14 protein-coding genes, 1 tRNA gene and 1 pseudogene are annotated in these 17951 nt (G+C 42.3%); 15 read left to right on the top strand and 1 reads right to left on the bottom strand.

Going from position 1 to position 17951, the window contains the following annotated elements:
• From MMO38_RS13815 to MMO38_RS13760, 12 genes and pseudogenes are all read left to right on the top strand, one after another.
• Positions 1 to 101: pseudogene (locus MMO38_RS13815) on the top strand (elongation factor Tu); the annotation flags it as partial.
• A gap of 48 nt (positions 102 to 149) precedes the next feature.
• Positions 150 to 225, top strand: a tRNA-Trp gene (locus MMO38_RS13810).
• Between the two features lie 76 nt (positions 226 to 301).
• Positions 302 to 742: a preprotein translocase subunit SecE gene (gene secE, locus MMO38_RS13805; RefSeq protein ID WP_004668260.1), complete on the top strand. Its 441-nt coding sequence runs from the start codon at positions 302 to 304 to the stop codon at positions 740 to 742.
• A 7-nt stretch (positions 743 to 749) separates the two neighbouring features.
• Entirely contained in the window at positions 750 to 1283 is a 534-nt protein-coding gene (gene nusG / locus MMO38_RS13800; protein WP_004668261.1) for a transcription termination/antitermination protein NusG, read from the top strand.
• A 111-nt stretch (positions 1284 to 1394) separates the two neighbouring features.
• Complete coding sequence (gene rplK / locus MMO38_RS13795) at positions 1395 to 1823, top strand: 50S ribosomal protein L11 (protein WP_004668262.1); 429 nt, start codon at positions 1395 to 1397, stop codon at positions 1821 to 1823.
• 3 nt (positions 1824 to 1826) lie between these two features.
• A complete protein-coding gene (gene rplA, locus MMO38_RS13790) occupies positions 1827 to 2522 on the top strand; it encodes a 50S ribosomal protein L1 (RefSeq protein ID WP_004668264.1) in 696 nt (231 codons plus the stop codon).
• Positions 2523 to 2818: 296 nt separating this feature from the next.
• Complete coding sequence (gene rplJ, locus MMO38_RS13785; RefSeq protein WP_004668265.1) at positions 2819 to 3325, top strand: 50S ribosomal protein L10; 507 nt, start codon at positions 2819 to 2821, stop codon at positions 3323 to 3325.
• A gap of 48 nt (positions 3326 to 3373) precedes the next feature.
• On the top strand, positions 3374 to 3739 hold the full coding sequence (gene rplL, locus MMO38_RS13780) for a 50S ribosomal protein L7/L12 (RefSeq protein WP_004668267.1): 366 nt from the start codon (positions 3374 to 3376) through the stop codon (positions 3737 to 3739).
• A 308-nt stretch (positions 3740 to 4047) separates the two neighbouring features.
• Entirely contained in the window at positions 4048 to 8136 is a 4089-nt protein-coding gene (gene rpoB / locus MMO38_RS13775) for a DNA-directed RNA polymerase subunit beta (RefSeq protein WP_004668270.1), read from the top strand.
• 170 nt (positions 8137 to 8306) lie between these two features.
• Positions 8307 to 12500, top strand: a complete 4194-nt coding sequence (gene rpoC, locus MMO38_RS13770) for a DNA-directed RNA polymerase subunit beta' (protein ID WP_004668274.1) — start codon at positions 8307 to 8309, stop codon at positions 12498 to 12500.
• A gap of 168 nt (positions 12501 to 12668) precedes the next feature.
• Complete coding sequence (locus tag MMO38_RS13765) at positions 12669 to 13034, top strand: hypothetical protein (protein ID WP_004668275.1); 366 nt, start codon at positions 12669 to 12671, stop codon at positions 13032 to 13034.
• A 391-nt stretch (positions 13035 to 13425) separates the two neighbouring features.
• On the top strand, positions 13426 to 13782 hold the full coding sequence (locus MMO38_RS13760; protein ID WP_004668277.1) for a YMGG-like glycine zipper-containing protein: 357 nt from the start codon (positions 13426 to 13428) through the stop codon (positions 13780 to 13782).
• Positions 13783 to 13869: 87 nt separating this feature from the next.
• Here the strand turns inward: MMO38_RS13760 and MMO38_RS13755 are convergent, their stop codons facing one another.
• Positions 13870 to 14358 (bottom strand): DUF4442 domain-containing protein, encoded by a 489-nt coding sequence (locus MMO38_RS13755; protein WP_241323906.1) that lies wholly within the window; start codon positions 14356 to 14358, stop codon positions 13870 to 13872.
• 115 nt (positions 14359 to 14473) lie between these two features.
• Here MMO38_RS13755 and MMO38_RS13750 point away from each other — a divergent pair, with 115 nt between their 5' ends.
• The 3 genes from MMO38_RS13750 (at position 14474) to MMO38_RS13740 (ending at position 17878) form a co-directional block, all read left to right on the top strand.
• A complete protein-coding gene (locus MMO38_RS13750; RefSeq protein WP_121929860.1) occupies positions 14474 to 15346 on the top strand; it encodes an alpha/beta fold hydrolase in 873 nt (290 codons plus the stop codon).
• A 75-nt stretch (positions 15347 to 15421) separates the two neighbouring features.
• Entirely contained in the window at positions 15422 to 16786 is a 1365-nt protein-coding gene (locus tag MMO38_RS13745) for a Na+/H+ antiporter NhaC family protein (protein WP_241323905.1), read from the top strand.
• A 489-nt stretch (positions 16787 to 17275) separates the two neighbouring features.
• On the top strand, positions 17276 to 17878 hold the full coding sequence (locus MMO38_RS13740; RefSeq protein ID WP_121929858.1) for an OmpW family outer membrane protein: 603 nt from the start codon (positions 17276 to 17278) through the stop codon (positions 17876 to 17878).
• Positions 17879 to 17951: the final 73 nt, after the last annotated feature.

Here is a 17951-nt window from a genome sequence, read left to right as displayed (position 1 = left end):
AATTAATTCACCCAATCGCAATGGACCCAGGTCTACGTTTTGCGATTCGTGAAGGTGGTCGTACTGTAGGTGCTGGTGTTGTTGCGAAAGTAACTGCATAATACGATATGCGATTCAAATCGGAAGCTTCGGCTTTCGATTTGCATAATAGGTCAGTAGTTCAATTGGTAGAGCGTCGGTCTCCAAAACCGAATGTTGGGGGTTCGAGTCCCTCCTGACCTGCCACTTTTTTTAAATAAAAAAGCTTGATTCTGGCTAAGTTGTCATATAATAAGTCGCGAATTCTACGACGAGTAAAAAAATGTCGAATGATAAATCGCGTGACGCATTAAGCGACGCGCCAATTCCCCAAAGAAATAATGCTGCAGAAGTTGTGCGCTCGGGCTCTCCATTAGATATCGTCTTATGGTTGATTGCTCTAGCTTTATTGATTGGTTCAGCAATGGTAAATCAGTATTTGCCAGCCCATTGGGCACCCGCAAATGATATTTGGGTGCGCATCGGGGTAATTTTGGCTTGTATCGTCGTCGCTTTAGGTTTATTATACGCCACCCATCAAGGTAAGGGCTTTGTGCGTTTATTGCAAGATGCGCGAATAGAACTACGTCGAGTGGCTTGGCCGACAAAACAAGAGACGATCACGACCTCGTGGCAAGTGCTTTTGGTTGTAATTGTAACAGCAATTGTATTGTGGTGTTTTGATTACGGGTTAGGCTGGTTTATTAAGTTAATTATCGGGTAAGAGCGCAATGAAACGTTGGTATATTATTCATGCCTATTCAGGTTTTGAAAAACAAGTAATGCGTTCACTTAATGAACGAATTCAACGTAGCACAGTAGCTGATAGCTTTGGTGAAGTCCTTGTTCCTACTGAAGAAGTAGTGGAAATGAAGGACGGAAAGAAGCGCAAGTCTGAACGTAAATTCTTTCCTGGCTATGTGTTAGTCGAAATGGAAATGAATGATGATACTTGGCACATCGTAAAAGAGTGTCCAAAGGTTCTTGGTTTTATTGGTGGAACACCAGAAAAACCAGCACCAATCACACAGCGTGAAGCAGATGCAATTCTTGCTCGTGTACGTAATCTTGGTGAAGCACCTCGTCCTAAGACGATGTTTGAACCAGGTGAAGAATTACTCGTTATTGATGGTCCGTTCACTGACTTTAAAGGGGTCGTGGAGGAAGTACAATACGAGAAGTCACGTTTAACGTTGACGATTAATGTATTTAATCGACCTACTCAGGTTGAACTCGAGTTTCGCCAAGTCGAAAAAACGATTTAATTTGAGTTGGTTGGAAAGCGCCCGATTTTATCGGGCATTGTTGTTGTAATGCTTTGGCGTTACTTGATTTTTGGGGAGCCTAACGGCGTTTGTACCCAGAGGTAATTTTTAATGGCTAAGAAGATTGACGGCTATATCAAGCTGCAAGTCCCAGCTGGTAAAGCAAATCCATCTCCACCAATTGGTCCTGCTTTGGGTCAACGTGGTGTAAACATCATGGCATTCTGTAAAGAATTCAATGCTGCTACACAAAAACTTGAAGTTGGTTTGCCGATTCCTGTCGTGATTACTGTGTACAACGACAAGTCGTTCACTTTCATCATGAAAACTCCACCTGCATCTATTCTTCTTAAGAAAGCTGCTGGTATTCAAAAGGGTTCAGCTGTACCTAACAAAACTAAAGTGGGTAAGTTGACTCGTGCTCAACTAGAAGAAATCGCGACTACTAAAGAACCAGATTTAACTGGTGCTGATTTAGACGCTCGTGTTCGTACCATTGCTGGTTCTGCACGTTCTATGGGCTTGGAAGTGGAGCTATAAGACATGGCAAAGTTAACTAAACGTCAAAAAGCCATTGCTGCTGCTGTAGAAGCAAACAAAGTTTACACTTTGGAAGAAGCAGTACAAGTTCTCAACAGCCTTCCAGCTGCTAAGTTCAAAGAATCTCTAGATGTAGCGGTAAACCTTGGGGTTGATCCACGTAAATCTGATCAAGTGGTTCGTGGTGCGACAACTTTACCTGCGGGTACTGGTAAAACTGTACGTGTTGCAGTGTTTGCACAAGGTGCTGCTGCTGAAGCTGCTAAAGCTGAAGGCGCTGATATCGTTGGTTTTGAAGACTTAGCTGAAAGCATTCAGAAAGGTAATCTTGACTTTGACGTTGTTATTGCTGCACCTGACGCTATGCGTGTTGTAGGTAAGCTTGGTACGATTCTTGGTCCACGTGGCTTAATGCCAAACCCTAAAGTGGGTACAGTGACTCCTGATGTTGCGAATGCAGTTAAAAACGCTAAATCTGGTCAAGCACGTTACCGTGTCGACAAAGCGGGTATTATCCACGCTGCGATCGGTCAACTTGGCTTTAGCGAAGAAGCTGTACGTCAAAACGTTGAAGCTTTGATTGCAGACTTGAAAAAGTTAAAACCTGCAACATCTAAAGGCGTATACGTTAAAAAGATCACTTTGAGCTCTACTATGGGTCCTGGTTTGATCGTTGACGTAAGCAATATTTCTAAATAATTTAGAAAAGAATTTTAAAGCCCTGAGTAATATTTGAAGCACTGCTTCAAATATTGCGCAAGAGAAACCGGTTTCGGACTACTTGCAAACTTAGGCAAACTTTGAATTGATAAATAAATATTTATCAGCGTCAAAGACCTCAGGCGAGGAATATTTTCGAATATTCTTCTTAAAAATCCAGTCTGAGTAGACGCGGTGGTGTGATTTATTCCTCCTCCGCGTGTAAGTCTGAATAAGACTTGCGAATTGGGAGTGTACTCATTTGAGTACATAAATCACCGTTAGGAGGTTTTACAATGGCTCTTCTTATCGAAGACAAAAAACAGATCGTTGCTGAAGTAAGTGAAATTGCTTCTACAGCGTTCGCTGCCGTTGTTGCTGACTACCAAGGTTTAACGGTTGAGCAATTAACTGCTCTCCGTGTTGAAGCTCGTAAGTTAGGTGTTGCTACACGTGTTGTACGTAATACTTTGGCTAAACGTGCTCTTCAAGATACGCCATTCGCTATCTTGAATGACGACCTTGTTGGTCCAACAATCTTAGCATTCTCAACTTCTGAAGACGATATGGGTGCAGCTGCACGCTTGTTCGAAGAATTTGCTAAAACTAATAAAGCATTTGAATTAAAGGCTGCCGCATTTGATGGCAAAGTTTATCAAGGTGCAGACATTAGCGTTATCGCAAATCTTCCGAACCAAGAAAAAGCGCTTACTATGCTTGCCTCTGTTCTTCAAGCTCCTATTTCGAAATTGGGTCGCTTACTTACAGCGCTTCAAGAGAAAAACGAGTCAGAAGCTGCTTAAGTTTAAATCTACTTTCACACCATTCAATACCCATTTGGAGTTACTCTCATGGCTTTAACAAACGAAGAAATCCTAAACGCAGTTGCTGAAAAAACTGTTCTTGAGCTTGTTGAACTTATTTCTGCTTTCGAAGAAAAATTCAACGTATCTGCTGCTGCTGTAGCTGTAGCTGCTGGTCCTGCTGCTGCTGTTGCTGAAGAGCAAACTGAATTCAACGTTGAGTTGACTTCTTTCGGCGCGAACAAAGTTGCAGTAATTAAAGCAGTACGTGAAGCGACTGGTCTTGGTCTTAAAGAAGCGAAAGATCTTGTTGAAGGCGCTCCAGCTGTTCTTAAAGAAGGCGTTTCTAAAGAAGAAGGCGAAGAGCTTAAGACTAAGCTTGAAGCTGCTGGCGCTACAGTTACACTTAAGTAATACTGTAGGGAGTCGGTTTTTTTGATAATCGGCTCCAAAAAATGGCTGATGGCTCTTGGGTCATCAGCCTTTTTGCGTTACAATAATCGGCTCGTTTTTTGTTAGTTTCGCATATAATATGCGGGTTTTTGCAATAAAAAGACTAATATCAAACGCTTAACAATGTTTTTTGCTTATAAAAATATTGTTAAGCGTTTTAATACCACTAAAAATTGCAGCATTTGTAAACAGTGGTGGCCATATCGGCCTGCGTAATCCTTCTAGGCCCGTTCTGCAGGCGGGCTTAGTTTACTTCCCGAGGACTCCAGATGGCATACTCATATACCGAAAAGAAACGGATCCGTAAGAATTTTGGTAAATTGCCCCAAGTGATGGAAGCACCGTATTTACTTTCGATTCAAGTCGATTCGTACCGTACGTTTTTACAAGGTGGCAAAACTCCAAAGAACCGCGAAGATATCGGTCTCCAAGCCGCATTTCGTTCAGTTTTTCCTATTGAAAGTTATTCTGGCAATGCTGCTTTAGAATTTGTTGAGTATAGTCTTGGTAAGCCTGAGTTTGACGTGCGTGAATGTATTTTACGTGGTTCGACTTATGCAGCACCAATGCGCGTAAAAATTCGTTTGATCATTAAAGATCGTGAAACGAAATCAATTAAAGACGTTCGTGAGCAAGAAGTGTACATGGGTGAAATGCCACTCATGACCGATAACGGTACTTTCGTTATCAATGGTACTGAGCGTGTGATCGTATCTCAGTTACACCGTTCGCCAGGCGTATTCTTTGACCATGACAAGGGTAAAACTCACTCAAGTGGTAAAGTGTTGTATTCAGCACGTATTATCCCTTACCGTGGTTCATGGTTAGACTTTGAATTTGACGCAAAAGATCTTGTGTTTGTACGTATTGACCGTCGTCGTAAATTATTGGCGACTGTGATTTTACGTGCTTTAAATTATAGCAATGCGCAAATTTTGAATTTGTTCTACGAAAAAGTACCTGTATATCTTGATATGGGTAGCTATCAAATTGACCTCATTCCAGATCGCTTGCGCGGAGAAATGGCGCAGTTTGATATTGCTGACAATGACGGCAAAGTGATTGTAGAGCAAGGTAAACGTATTAATGCGCGTCACGTACGTCAAATGGAAGCGGCTAACTTAGCCAAGCTTTCTGTACCTGATGAATACTTGTATGAGCGTATCACCGCTGAAGATATCCCATTAAAAGATGGTGAGGTGATTGCTGCAAATACCTTGTTAAGCCATGAAGTGATGGTGAAGTTAGCTGAAGGTGGTGTTAAGCAATTTAACATCCTATTTACTAACGATATCGACCGTGGTTCTTTTATTGCTGACACCTTACGTGCAGATACGACAACGGGTCGTGAAGAAGCACTCGTTGAAATCTACAAAGTAATGCGTCCAGGTGAGCCACCGACGAAAGAAGCTGCAGATAATTTATTTAATAACTTATTCTTCTCTTCTGAGCGTTATGACTTGTCGCCTGTTGGTCGTATGAAGTTTAACCGTCGTTTGGGTCGTCCATACGAAGTCGGTACTGATCAAAAGTCTCGTGAAGTTGAAGGTATTTTATCGCACGACGATATCATTGATGTACTTCGTACATTGGTTGAAATTCGTAACGGTAAAGGTGAAGTCGACGATATCGACCACTTGGGTAACCGTCGCGTACGTTCTGTTGGTGAAATGACAGAAAACCAATTCCGTGTTGGTTTAGTGCGTGTTGAGCGTGCTGTTAAAGAGCGTTTAAGCCAAGCTGAAGCGGATAACCTATCTCCACAGGATTTGATCAACGCAAAACCAGTTGCTGCTGCGATCAAAGAATTCTTTGGTTCAAGCCAATTGTCTCAGTTCATGGATCAAAACAACCCATTATCTGAGATTACACACAAACGTCGTGTATCAGCGCTTGGGCCTGGTGGTTTGACACGTGAACGTGCGGGCTTTGAGGTTCGTGACGTACATCAAACGCATTATGGTCGTGTTTGTCCAATTGAAACGCCTGAAGGTCCAAACATTGGTTTGATCAACTCGCTTTCTGTTTATGCAAAAACAAACAACTTTGGTTTCTTAGAAACACCTTACCGTAAAGTTGTAGATGGTCGTGTTACTGATGCGGTTGAGTATTTATCTGCGATTGAAGAAGTAGGTACTGTTATTGCACAGGCCGATTCAGCAATTGATAAAGAAGGTACTTTGACTGAAGAAATGGTTTCTGTACGTCATCAGGGTGATTTCGTTCGTATGTCACCTGAGCGTGTCACTCATATGGATGTATCTGCACAGCAGGTTGTTTCTGTTGCAGCGTCATTGATTCCGTTCCTTGAACACGATGATGCGAACCGTGCATTGATGGGTTCAAACATGCAGCGTCAGGCAGTTCCAACGTTACGTGCTGACAAGCCGCTTGTTGGTACGGGTATGGAAGCAAACGTAGCGCGTGACTCTGGTGTGTGTGTGATCGCAAACCGTGGTGGTGCGATTGAGTATGTTGATGCCTCACGTATCGTTATTCGTGTAAACGAAGATGAAATGATTGCTGGTGAAGCAGGTGTAGATATCTATAACCTGATCAAATATACCCGTTCGAACCAAAATACCTGTATCAACCAAAATGTTATCGTAAACATGGGCGACAAAGTTGCGCGTGGTGATATCTTGGCTGATGGTCCATCGACGGATATGGGTGAGCTTGCGCTTGGTCAAAACATGCGCGTCGCGTTCATGACATGGAATGGTTATAACTACGAAGACTCGATCTTACTTTCAGAGCGTGTGCTTCAAGAAGACCGTTTAACTTCGATTCATATCCAAGAGTTGTCATGTGTCGCACGTGATACCAAGTTAGGTGCAGAAGAAATCACTGCCGATATTCCTAACGTTGGTGAAGCAGCGCTTTCTAAGTTGGATGAGTCTGGTATTGTTTATATCGGTGCTGAAGTTACAGCAGGTGACATCCTTGTTGGTAAAGTAACACCTAAAGGTGAAACACAGTTAACACCTGAAGAAAAATTACTTCGTGCTATCTTTGGCGAAAAAGCAGCTGATGTAAAAGATTCATCTTTACGCGTTCCATCTGGTACCAAAGGTACAGTGATCGATGTTCAAGTCTTCACGCGTGATGGTTTGGAAAAAGATGATCGTGCACAAGCGATTGAAAAAGCACAGCTTGATGCTTACCGTAAAGATTTGAAAGAAGAATACAAAATCTTTGAAGAAGCAGCACGTGAACGTATTGTTCGCTTGTTGAAAGGTAAAGAGTCTAATGGTGGCGGTACAACGAAGCGCGGCGATAAACTTGCAGAAGATATGTTGTCTGGTTTAGAGCTGGTTGATTTGTTAGAAATCCAACCAACAGATGAAGCAATCGCTGAACGTTTAACTCAAATTCAGGTATTCTTGAAAGAGAAGAGTATCGAGATTGATGAAAAATTTGCTGAGAAGAAACGCAAACTCTCTACAGGTGATGAATTAACAACGGGTGTATTAAAAGTTGTTAAGGTTTACCTTGCAGTGAAACGTCGTATCCAACCGGGTGATAAGATGGCGGGTCGTCACGGGAACAAGGGTGTTGTCTCTAACATCTTACCTGTTGAAGATATGCCACATGATGCCAATGGTGTACCTGTTGACATCGTATTGAATCCATTGGGTGTACCGTCGCGTATGAACGTGGGTCAGATTCTTGAAACCCATTTGGGCTTGGCGGCAAAAGGTTTAGGCGAGCAGATCGATAAGATGCTGCAACAACAACGTACCGTTGCTGAACTTCGTTTGTTCCTTGATAAGATTTACAACAAAGTTGGTGGCGAGCAAGAAGATCTTGATAGCTTAACTGATGAAGAAGTGTTGAAGCTTGCAGGTAACTTACGTGCAGGTGTTCCTTTGGCAACACCAGTTTTTGATGGTGCTGAAGAAAGCCAAATTAAAGAATTACTTGAACTTGCTGAATTGCCGCGTTCTGGTCAACAGACTTTGTTTGATGGCCGTACAGGCGAACAGTTTGACCGTCCTGTAACTGTTGGTTACATGTATATGCTCAAATTGAACCACTTGGTTGATGACAAAATGCACGCGCGTTCAACTGGTTCTTACTCGCTTGTGACACAGCAGCCGCTTGGTGGTAAAGCACAATTCGGTGGTCAGCGTTTTGGTGAGATGGAAGTCTGGGCACTTGAAGCATATGGTGCAGCATATACACTCCAAGAAATGCTCACTGTGAAATCGGATGACGTCGAAGGTCGTACTCGCATCTATAAGAATATTGTAGATGGTAACCATTATATGGATCCGGGTATGCCTGAATCGTTCAACGTATTGACCAAAGAGATCCGTTCTTTAGGTATCAACATTGAACTGAAAAATGGTGACTAATTAGCCATTAATCCCCCGAGCCCCCTTTACGAAAGGGGGAGTTCCCACTTGAAAGGGTAGGAGCTTCCCTCCTTAGAAAAAGGAGGGACTGAGGGCGGATTATTCAGTTAAAAAACAATATTTGTGACCCAGTCGGGCGAGCTTAGCTCCCTGACACACGGAGAAAAAAATTGAAAGACTTGCTCGATATCATGCGTAAGAAAACGGATTCAGAAGGTCATGCACCTGTTGAATTTGACCGTATCCGTATTGGTCTTGCGTCACCAGAAATGATTAAGTCATGGTCTCACGGTGAAGTAAAAAAACCAGAAACCATTAATTACCGTACTTTTAAACCTGAACGTGACGGTTTGTTCTGTGCCAAAATCTTTGGTCCAGTTAAAGATTACGAATGCTTGTGTGGCAAATACAAGCGTATGAAATATAAAGGCGTCATTTGTGAAAAATGTGGCGTCGAGGTTACGACTGCTAAAGTACGTCGTGAGCGCATGGGTCACATTGATCTTGCTTCGCCAGTTGCGCATATTTGGTTCTTAAAATCATTGCCAAGCCGCATCGGTTTGTTACTTGATATGACATTACGTGACATCGAACGCGTCTTGTATTTCGAATCATATGTCGTTACAGATCCAGGCATGACTCCGTTTGAAAAGTATCAACTTTTAACAGACGAAGAATACTTCAATGCGCTTGAAGAACATGGCGATGAATTCACTGCAAAAATGGGTGCTGAAGCAATCCAAGATCTATTGAAAGATATCGATCTTGAAGCTGAAATTGCACGTTTGCGTGAAGAAATTCCTCAAACAACCTCTGAGACGAAACTTAAAAAAGCGTCTAAGCGTTTGAAACTGATGGAAGCTTTCAAAGATTCAAACAACAAGCCAGAATGGATGGTGTTGACAGTACTTCCAGTACTTCCACCAGATCTTCGTCCACTTGTACCACTTGAAGGTGGTCGTTTTGCGACGTCTGACTTGAATGATCTTTATCGTCGTGTGATTAACCGTAACAACCGTTTGAAGCGTCTACTTGACCTATCAGCACCAGACATTATCGTGCGTAACGAAAAACGTATGCTGCAAGAGTCTGTCGATGCGTTGTTAGACAACGGTCGTCGTGGTCGTGCGATTACAGGTTCGAACAAACGTCCATTGAAATCTTTGGCAGATATGATCAAAGGTAAGCAAGGTCGTTTCCGTCAGAACTTACTTGGTAAGCGTGTTGACTATTCTGGTCGTTCGGTTATTACTGTTGGTCCTACTTTACGTCTTCACCAATGTGGTCTTCCGAAGAAAATGGCACTTGAGTTATTCAAGCCATTTATTTTCGCAAAATTACAAGCATCAGGTCAGGCTACAACCATTAAAGCTGCGAAGAAAATGGTTGAGCGTGAAACACCTGAAGTTTGGGACGTTCTAGCATCTGTAATTCGTCAACATCCAGTGATGTTGAACCGTGCGCCAACACTTCACCGTCTAGGTCTTCAAGCATTTGAACCTATTCTGATCGAAGGTAAGGCAATCCGTCTCCACCCACTCGTATGTGCTGCGTTTAACGCCGACTTCGATGGTGACCAAATGGCGGTACACGTTCCATTGACGCTTGAAGCACAGTTAGAAGCTCGTGCCTTGATGATGTCAACCAACAACATCTTGTCACCTGCAAATGGTGAGCCGATCATCGTTCCTTCTCAGGACGTTGTGTTGGGTCTTTACTACATCACACGTGATGCGGTAAATGCCAAAGGTGAAGGCATGATGTTTGCGGATACACACGAAGTAAACCGTGCGTTGGCAACTGGTCAAGTTGCGATTCATGCACGCGTAAAAGTACGTGTACATCAAACAGTAATCGATGAAAATGGTCAACGTGAACAACAAACCATTATTGTTGATACCACGCCTGGTCGTTGCTTGTTGTGGGAAGTTGTTCCACAAGGTTTAAGCTTTGAATCGATCAACCTTGAGATGACCAAGAAAAACATCTCTAAGTTGATTAACTCTTGTTACCGTAAACTTGGTTTGAAAGATACCGTTATCTTCGCTGACCAATTGATGTATTTGGGCTTCCGTCAAGCGACGCGTTCAGGTGTATCAGTCGGTATGGAAGACATGTTGATTCCACCAACCAAGTATACGATTATCGATAAAGCTGAAACAGAAGTTCGTGAAATCGAACAACAGTTTGAGCAAGGTTTCGTAACAGCGGGTGAGCGTTACAACAAGGTTGTCGATATTTGGGCACGTACCAATGACCAAGTTGCGAAAGCAATGATGGACAACTTGTCTTTTGTTACGGTTAAAAACCGTGACGGTGTTGATGAGAAGCAGAAATCATTTAACTCAATTTATATGATGTCTGACTCTGGTGCCCGTGGTAGTGCGGCGCAGATTCGTCAGCTTGCTGGTATGCGTGGTTTGATGGCGAAACCAGATGGTTCGATCATTGAAACGCCGATTAAAGCAAACTTCCGTGAAGGTTTGACAGTACTTCAGTACTTCATTTCAACACATGGTGCACGTAAAGGTTTGGCCGATACTGCATTGAAAACTGCAAACTCTGGTTACTTAACGCGTCGTCTAGTCGATGTAGCACAAGATTTGGTGATTACTGAGCCTGATTGTGGTACAGCTGGCGGTTTAGTGATGACACCATTCATTCAAGGTGGTGACGTGATTGAGCCATTACGCGATCGCGTATTGGGTCGTGTAACAGCTGAAGATGTACGTCGTGCGTCTGATGATGAAGTGGTATTGCCACGTGGTACGTTAATCGATGAGAAAATCGCTGCTCAGCTTGAAGAAGCGGGTGTCGATGAAGTTAAAGTACGTTCTGTGATTGCATGTGAATCTACCTTCGGTGTATGTGCACGTTGTTATGGCCGTGATCTTGCACGTGGTCACTTGGTGAACCCAGGTGAGTCTGTTGGTGTAATGGCTGCACAGTCAATCGGTGAACCAGGTACACAGTTAACGATGCGTACCTTCCACGTCGGTGGTGCTGCGAGCCGAACATCTGCTGCAAACAGTGTTCAAGTCCGTAATAAAGGTACTGTACGTTTCCACAATGTGAAAACAGTAGAACATAACAAAGGTCACTTGGTTTCAGTTTCACGTTCAGGTGAAATTGGTATTGCGGATGACTTAGGTCGTGAGCGTGAGCGCTATAAACTTCCTTACGGTGCAAGCATCTTGTTGAAAGATGGCGAGTCTGTAGAAGCGGGTGGTATCGTTGCGACTTGGGATCCACATACCCATCCACTTGTGACAGAAGTTGCGGGTAAAGCACGCTTCAGCCAAATCGCTGATGGTGTGACTGCGACCTCTAAAACAGATGATGCAACAGGTATGACCACTGTTGAAATCTTACCAGTTACAGCACGTCCTGCTTCTGGTAAAGATTTGCGTCCTGCAATCGTGTTGGATACAACCGATGGTGGTGAACAGTTCTACTTCTTGCCACAAAACACGATCGTAACCGTTCGTGATGGTGCAACGATTGGTGTCGGTGATGTACTTGGTCGTGTACCACAAGAAACTTCACGTACACGTGATATTACCGGTGGTCTACCGCGTGTAGCTGATTTGTTCGAAGCACGTAAGCCGAAAGAGCATGCAATCTTGGCTGAAGTGTCAGGTGTTGTAAGTTTTGGTAAAGAGACTAAAGGTAAGAACCGTTTGGTGATTACACCAGATGATGGTTCTGAGATTTACGAAGAGCTTATTCCGAAATGGCGTACCATTAACGTGTTCGAAGGCGAACATGTGAATCGTGGTGAAACCATTTCTGATGGTCCTCAGAATCCACATGATATCTTGCGTTTGAAAGGTGAAGTGGCATTGACCAACTACATCGTGAACGAAGTTCAAGATGTATATCGTCTCCAAGGTGTAAAAATCAACGATAAGCATATTGAAGTTATCGTACGTCAAATGTTGCGTAAAGTTGATATTACTGAGGGTGGTGATACCAGTTTCATCAAAGGCGAGCAAGTGGATTACATTCGCGTTGTTCAAGAGAACCAAGCGGTATCTGCTCAGAATAAATTCTCTGCGAAGTTTGAGCGTTTATTAATGGGTATTACTAAAGCATCGCTTTCTACTGACTCATTTATTTCAGCTGCATCGTTCCAGGAAACAACACGTGTGTTAACTGAAGCGGCTGTAACAGGTAAAGAAGATGACTTACGTGGCTTGAAAGAAAACGTGGTTGTGGGTCGTTTGATCCCAGCGGGTACGGGTCTTGCGTATCACTTAGAACGTCGTCGTCAAGAAGCTGAAGCTGCTGAATTAGAACTTCACAATGACTTTAGTGAAGTTGACCAAGCATTTAGCCAAGCGTTGAACTCTGATCAATTCTAAGTTCTAGCTAAATCAAAAAAGACACCTTCGGGTGTCTTTTTTTGTGGAGAAAATGAGAGCAAAGCCTTACAAAAACACCTCAGAGCGTTAATGTTTCATTACCGGATCTGAATAGATACTTCATGAAACATGACTATCTTATTGCATAGAAAGAGAGGAGTAGTTCCAATGAAAAAAATGATGATGCTTACGGGTGTTGTGCTTATGTCAACGACAATCTTGGCAGGTTGTCAGCACGCAAGCCCAGAAAGTAAACGTATAGGTGCTGCTGCAATTGGCGGTGGTGCAGGTGGTGCTGTAGGTAAAAATCTAGGTGGTAATTTGGGTGCGGGCCTTGGTGCAGCTGTTGGAGCTGGTGTTGCAGCGAATACAAAAGGTGCGAATAGTAAGAATACACGTAACAGTGCGATAGGTGCTGGCGTAGGTGCATGGCTAGGTGGTGCAGTATTAGGTGGTGAAGCTGGTGCGGCAACAGGTGGTGCACTAGGTGGTAGTGCTGGTGCTGCGTATGGCGAAAAAAAGGGTAAGTACTAGTCGTATAGTTTAGTACAGAACAAAAGCCTAAGATTAAACAAGCTCTTATCATTGATAAGGGCTTTTTTAATTAGGTGGTATTGCAATAGTAAGCTTTCCAGATGGCATGATGGGATCAATACTGCGGGAGGTCATACGCCTTGCACAACTGCCATGTTCTGATATGGATATGTTTAGAAATTTTTAAACAGCTTTTAAAATACTAAACTTATGCTCGATTCGGCTCTTGATTGGCTCAGGTCTATGCAGTTCTAGCGAGATGGATTGCTGAATAGGGGAAAGTGCTTTACAAAATTTCAATCGATTAGGACAGTGTGATAACACAATATGATCAAAATACTCATAAAAGAAGGCTATGCTTTTTATAAGAATAGAAGGAGTGAATACGGTCATGAAAAAAACAATTGCTTTAGTTTCTGCAGCTATGTTGTCTACGGTTATGTTTACAGGCTGTCAAAATATGAGTGCATCTGATCAACGTATTGGTGCGGCTGCATTAGGTGGTGCTGTAGGCGGTGGTGTAGGTAATCATGTTGGTGGCGGTCTAGGTGCTGGTGTCGGTGCGGCAGCGGGTGCTGGTGTTGGTGCAAATACCCAAGGTGGTAGTAGCAAGACCACGACCAGTAGTGCCGTCGGTGCAGGTATTGGCTCGGTTGTCGGTAAAGCGATCTTTGGCGGTGACTCGGGTGCTGCGATTGGTGGCGCGATCGGTGGTGGTGCTGGTGCAGCAATCCAAGAAAAGAAATAGTTCTTGGAGCTTTCAACAGCCTTAAATGTGATGAATAAGAATGTCTGCAAGCGATAAAGTGCAGGCATTTTTTATTTTTAAGCGCTTTTATTTTGATGTGGCTTTCGGCTTTTTACGACGGATGTATAAAACTTTCTCAACTTCCGCAATGCGTGTACCCGCATCATCGATGATATTTAAGGTGTAATGACGTAACACGGGTTCATGATTTTCAGCCAATTGCTTAATTTCTGCAATTTCAACGGCACTCAGTTTAATATCTGCATAAACCGTATTGCGACCAGGTGATATAAAATTAATGGTGGCGCTTTTATCCCAGACGATATATTTATGCCCGAGGTGGTGTATCAGGATTAGCATATAAAACGGATCAACCATTGAATATAAGCTACCACCAAAATGCGTACCCACAATATTACGATTTTTTCTGGTAAGCGGCATTTTGACTCGAATGTGGTAATTATCCAGATCCATGGTTTCAATCGCAATTCCTGCACCACGATACGGGGAGTAGTGGTTGATCATAAATTTTGCAACCACAGGAATGGTTCGAATTTTTTTGAAAAAGCTTTTCATGGTCAATTTTTTTTCTTACAACTCAATTCATACTGCATTAGTATCATTTTTATAGTATCGCTGGCAATGGCTGATTGAACGACCAAGCCGTCTGAAAACAAAATGGGAAACAATTATGCAAGTACAAGTAGAAACTGTAACAACCTCTGATCAGCAAACGCTGTGTGTAAAAACATGGGGTGATGAGAAAAAGCCAGCATTGGTGTTAGTACATGGCTATCCTGACAACCAAGAAGTATGGGAACCGATTATTGAAAAACTGGTGAATGACTATTTTGTTGTTACCTATGATGTACGTGGCGCAGGCTTATCTTCGATTCCAAAACGCATTAAAGACTATCGTTTACCGCGCTTATCATTAGATTTACAAGAAGTCGTTGATCAGGTATTACCGAATCGTAATTTTCATATGGCGGCGCATGATTGGGGTTCTTTACAATCATGGGAGTCAGCGACTGAACCAAAATTAAAAGGTCGTTTATTGTCTTATACGACGATTTCAGGGCCTTGCTTAGATCATGCATCTTTGTATTTACGTGAAAAATTTAAATCAGCACCGAGCCATGTGTTAAAAATGCTGACCAAATCTTGGTACATCGGCGCATTCCATTTACCTCTACTTGCACCAACGGTATGGACTTTGTTTAGTCCTGAGAAGTGGGGCAAGGTGTTAAGCGGCCTAGAGAAAAAACAAGATTTACCTTTGAATGCAAATATTGTGGCAGACGGCAAATATGGGATTAATCTATACCGCGCTAATTTTATTCCATCTTTAACTCAACCGCGCCAACGCTATGCTCAATGCCCTGTACAGGCAATTGTCTTAAAAAGAGATGCTTTTGTTAGCCCTGAATATATTACGGAATCTATGCCGAAATGGGTTGAGAACTTTGAGTATGTTGAGTTGGATGCGAACCATTGGGCGGTGTTGAGCCAACCCGAAAAAATTGCGAATTATATTCGTCAATTTATCGTGAAAAATGCATAAATAAAAATCACGTGATGGCATCGCAGAATTTAAACTCTGCTAAAATGGCGACCTCGTTTCATTTAGTTCAAAGTTATGTTTGCAATTCTTGCTGCGGTTGCCGTCATGTTCGGTCTTTCCTTGGGCCGAGTTCCTGTTGTTTTTGCTTTAGTGATTGGTGCTTTGACAGGCGGTTTACTGGCTGGTTTGGGGTTACAAGGAACATTAGATGCATTTAATAATGGTCTAGGTGGCGGAGCGAAAATCGCACTTGCCTATGGGGTGCTAGGTGCATTTGCCTTGGCCTTGGCGCGTTCTGGGTTGCCTGATTTATTGGCCTACAAACTCGTTAAAATTCTAAAAAATGATACCGACATTCGTGCTCAAAAACAGGTGAAATTTCTCATATTTCTCACTGTTGGTTTAGCTGCGATTGCCTCACAAAATGTCATTCCAGTTCATATTGCATTTATTCCTGTTTTAATTCCGCCTTTATTGAGTGTGTTTAATCACTTGCACTTAGACCGTAGAGCAATTGCGAGTGTGCTGACCTTCGGTTTGGTTGCAACCTATATGTTCCTGCCAATGGGATTTGGGGCAATTTTCTTAAATGATATCCTTGCACATAACATCAATCATTTTGGTCAAGCCTACGGCTTGCAGATCAGCAATGATCAGATTCCCCGTGCGATGATGATTCCTGTTGGGGGAATGTTTTTAGGTCTACTGGTTGCTGTATTTATTAGTTACCGTAAGCCGCGTGTTTATGAAGATAAACCCTTACATAACGTGACACGTAGTATTGTCGGAGAAATGGCGCAACAGCAACAAGCGCCTCAAATTGCCACTTTTACTTTATGGATGGCGGCCTTTGCGATTATTGCAACCATTGCGGTGCAGCTTTATTCAGATTCGATGATTGTTGCTGGCTTGGTGGGGGTGGCCATATTAAGTTGTGCGGGTATCTTTAAGTGGAAAGAGGCAGATGATGTTATCGTCAGTGGGATGCGGATGATGGCGTTGGTTGGATTTACCATGATTGCTGCGCAAGGTTTTGCTGCTGTCATAGAGGCGACCAATCAAGTGCCTGATCTAGTCAAAGCAACTGCTGGTTGGATTGGTGATAGTAAAGCTCTCGCTGCTTTGGTCATGCTTTTGGTCGGGTTATTGATTACTTTAGGGATCGGTTCTTCATTTTCAACGGTGCCGATTCTTGCGATTATTTATGTCCCATTATGTTTGCAATTTGGCTTTAGCCCAATTGCAACGATTGCACTGATTGGCACGGCTGCGGCATTAGGAGATGCGGGTTCTCCAGCATCGGACTCAACTTTGGGTCCAACATCAGGTTTGAATCTCGATGGACAGCATGACCATATGCGGGATACGGTTGTACCGACCTTCATACATTTTAATATTCCATTGATTGTCTTTGGCTGGATCGCCGCGATGGTACTTTAATACAAAAATGGCTCTAATTAGGGCCATTTTTAATATTAAGAAATAATAAAAAGATGACCGATGCTTAAAATAATATTTTTGTTTTCTAATGAATCGCTTTTATTATCGTGCGATGGTTGATTATAAAATTTGGTTTTAATTTAATTATCTGGTTATAAAGTGACATTTTTTGTCTTTTATGTGATTTTGCTTGTGTTTTTATCAAGGCTTCATTCTTAAACAAAACTACATTATTTGATTTTTAAATCGCTTGGTGGATTTGTTTTTTGTTGTGCGAATCCATACAAAAATATTTGGTTTTCATGTGTTTAAACCGAGTGATTAAGTTGGGTATGATGTTTGTTACATATATTTACAAATATATATTGTTGTTAATCAGTTGTTTGAAAATATAATCAAATTGGTCGGAATTAATACATATTGCATAAAATAAAAACCCATGATTATTATTAATAGCACGGTTAGATTTTTATTAAAGAGGTCATTTAAATGTTTAAAAAATTATTAATTGTTACTTTATTGGGGATGTCTTCAACTGTTTTTGCGGGTGGTTTTCAAGTTAAAGTCGGGGCAAGTGTTATTGCACCAACGGATGAAACAACAGTTGCGGGCGTGGGTACGTTAAAAGCGGATTATGAGTTTGCATTTACACCGTCTGTTGAGTATTTCTTTGGAGATACGCCTTTTTCTGCTGAATTATTGCTTGCAACACCGATATCACATGATGTTTCTTTAGACGGAACGAAAGTGGTCAAGCTTAAACATTTACCGCCAACGATTACGGCGAAATATAACTTTAAAAACTCAACTGCTTTTACGCCTTATATTGGGGTAGGCGGTACTGCTTTTCTTGCTTGGGATGAAAAAGCAGTAGGTCCGTTATCAGGCGAAAAAATCAAAGTGAAAGAGGATTTTGGCTTTGCGGGTCAGTTAGGTTTTACTTTTCAGCCTGCTGATGCAAAGAATTGGGGAGTCTTCTTCGATGCCCGTTATGCTCAATTAAAACCAGAAGTAAAACTTAATGGCACAAAGTTGACAGATTTGGATATCAACCCGATGGTATATACCCTTGGCTATAGTTATAAATTCTAAGTTGATCCCTCAAACAAGTCTTACCGAAAGGTTGGACTTGTTTGATTTTTGAGATTGATCGTATTGAAATGAA

Origin of the sequence: Acinetobacter sp. NIPH 1852 (assembly GCF_022549455.1) — a bacterium.
Lineage (GTDB): Bacteria > Pseudomonadota > Gammaproteobacteria > Pseudomonadales > Moraxellaceae > Acinetobacter.
This window is presented reverse-complemented; position numbering and strand designations above follow the sequence as displayed.

Excerpts from the sequence above, each read along its gene's own strand:
- MMO38_RS13765 (WP_004668275.1), top strand. The coding sequence starts at position 12,669 with ATGAAAAAAATGATGATGCTTACGGGTGTTGTGCTTATGTCAACGACA.
- rplK (WP_004668262.1), top strand. The coding sequence starts at position 1,395 with ATGGCTAAGAAGATTGACGGCTATATCAAGCTGCAAGTCCCAGCTGGT.
- rplA (WP_004668264.1), top strand. The coding sequence starts at position 1,827 with ATGGCAAAGTTAACTAAACGTCAAAAAGCCATTGCTGCTGCTGTAGAA.
- MMO38_RS13745 (WP_241323905.1), top strand. The coding sequence starts at position 15,422 with ATGTTTGCAATTCTTGCTGCGGTTGCCGTCATGTTCGGTCTTTCCTTG.
- MMO38_RS13755 (WP_241323906.1), bottom strand. The coding sequence starts at position 14,358 with ATGAAAAGCTTTTTCAAAAAAATTCGAACCATTCCTGTGGTTGCAAAA.
- rplJ (WP_004668265.1), top strand. The coding sequence starts at position 2,819 with ATGGCTCTTCTTATCGAAGACAAAAAACAGATCGTTGCTGAAGTAAGT.
- secE (WP_004668260.1), top strand. The coding sequence starts at position 302 with ATGTCGAATGATAAATCGCGTGACGCATTAAGCGACGCGCCAATTCCC.
- rplL (WP_004668267.1), top strand. The coding sequence starts at position 3,374 with ATGGCTTTAACAAACGAAGAAATCCTAAACGCAGTTGCTGAAAAAACT.
- nusG (WP_004668261.1), top strand. The coding sequence starts at position 750 with ATGAAACGTTGGTATATTATTCATGCCTATTCAGGTTTTGAAAAACAA.
- rpoB (WP_004668270.1), top strand. The coding sequence starts at position 4,048 with ATGGCATACTCATATACCGAAAAGAAACGGATCCGTAAGAATTTTGGT.
- MMO38_RS13760 (WP_004668277.1), top strand. The coding sequence starts at position 13,426 with ATGAAAAAAACAATTGCTTTAGTTTCTGCAGCTATGTTGTCTACGGTT.
- MMO38_RS13750 (WP_121929860.1), top strand. The coding sequence starts at position 14,474 with ATGCAAGTACAAGTAGAAACTGTAACAACCTCTGATCAGCAAACGCTG.
- MMO38_RS13740 (WP_121929858.1), top strand. The coding sequence starts at position 17,276 with ATGTTTAAAAAATTATTAATTGTTACTTTATTGGGGATGTCTTCAACT.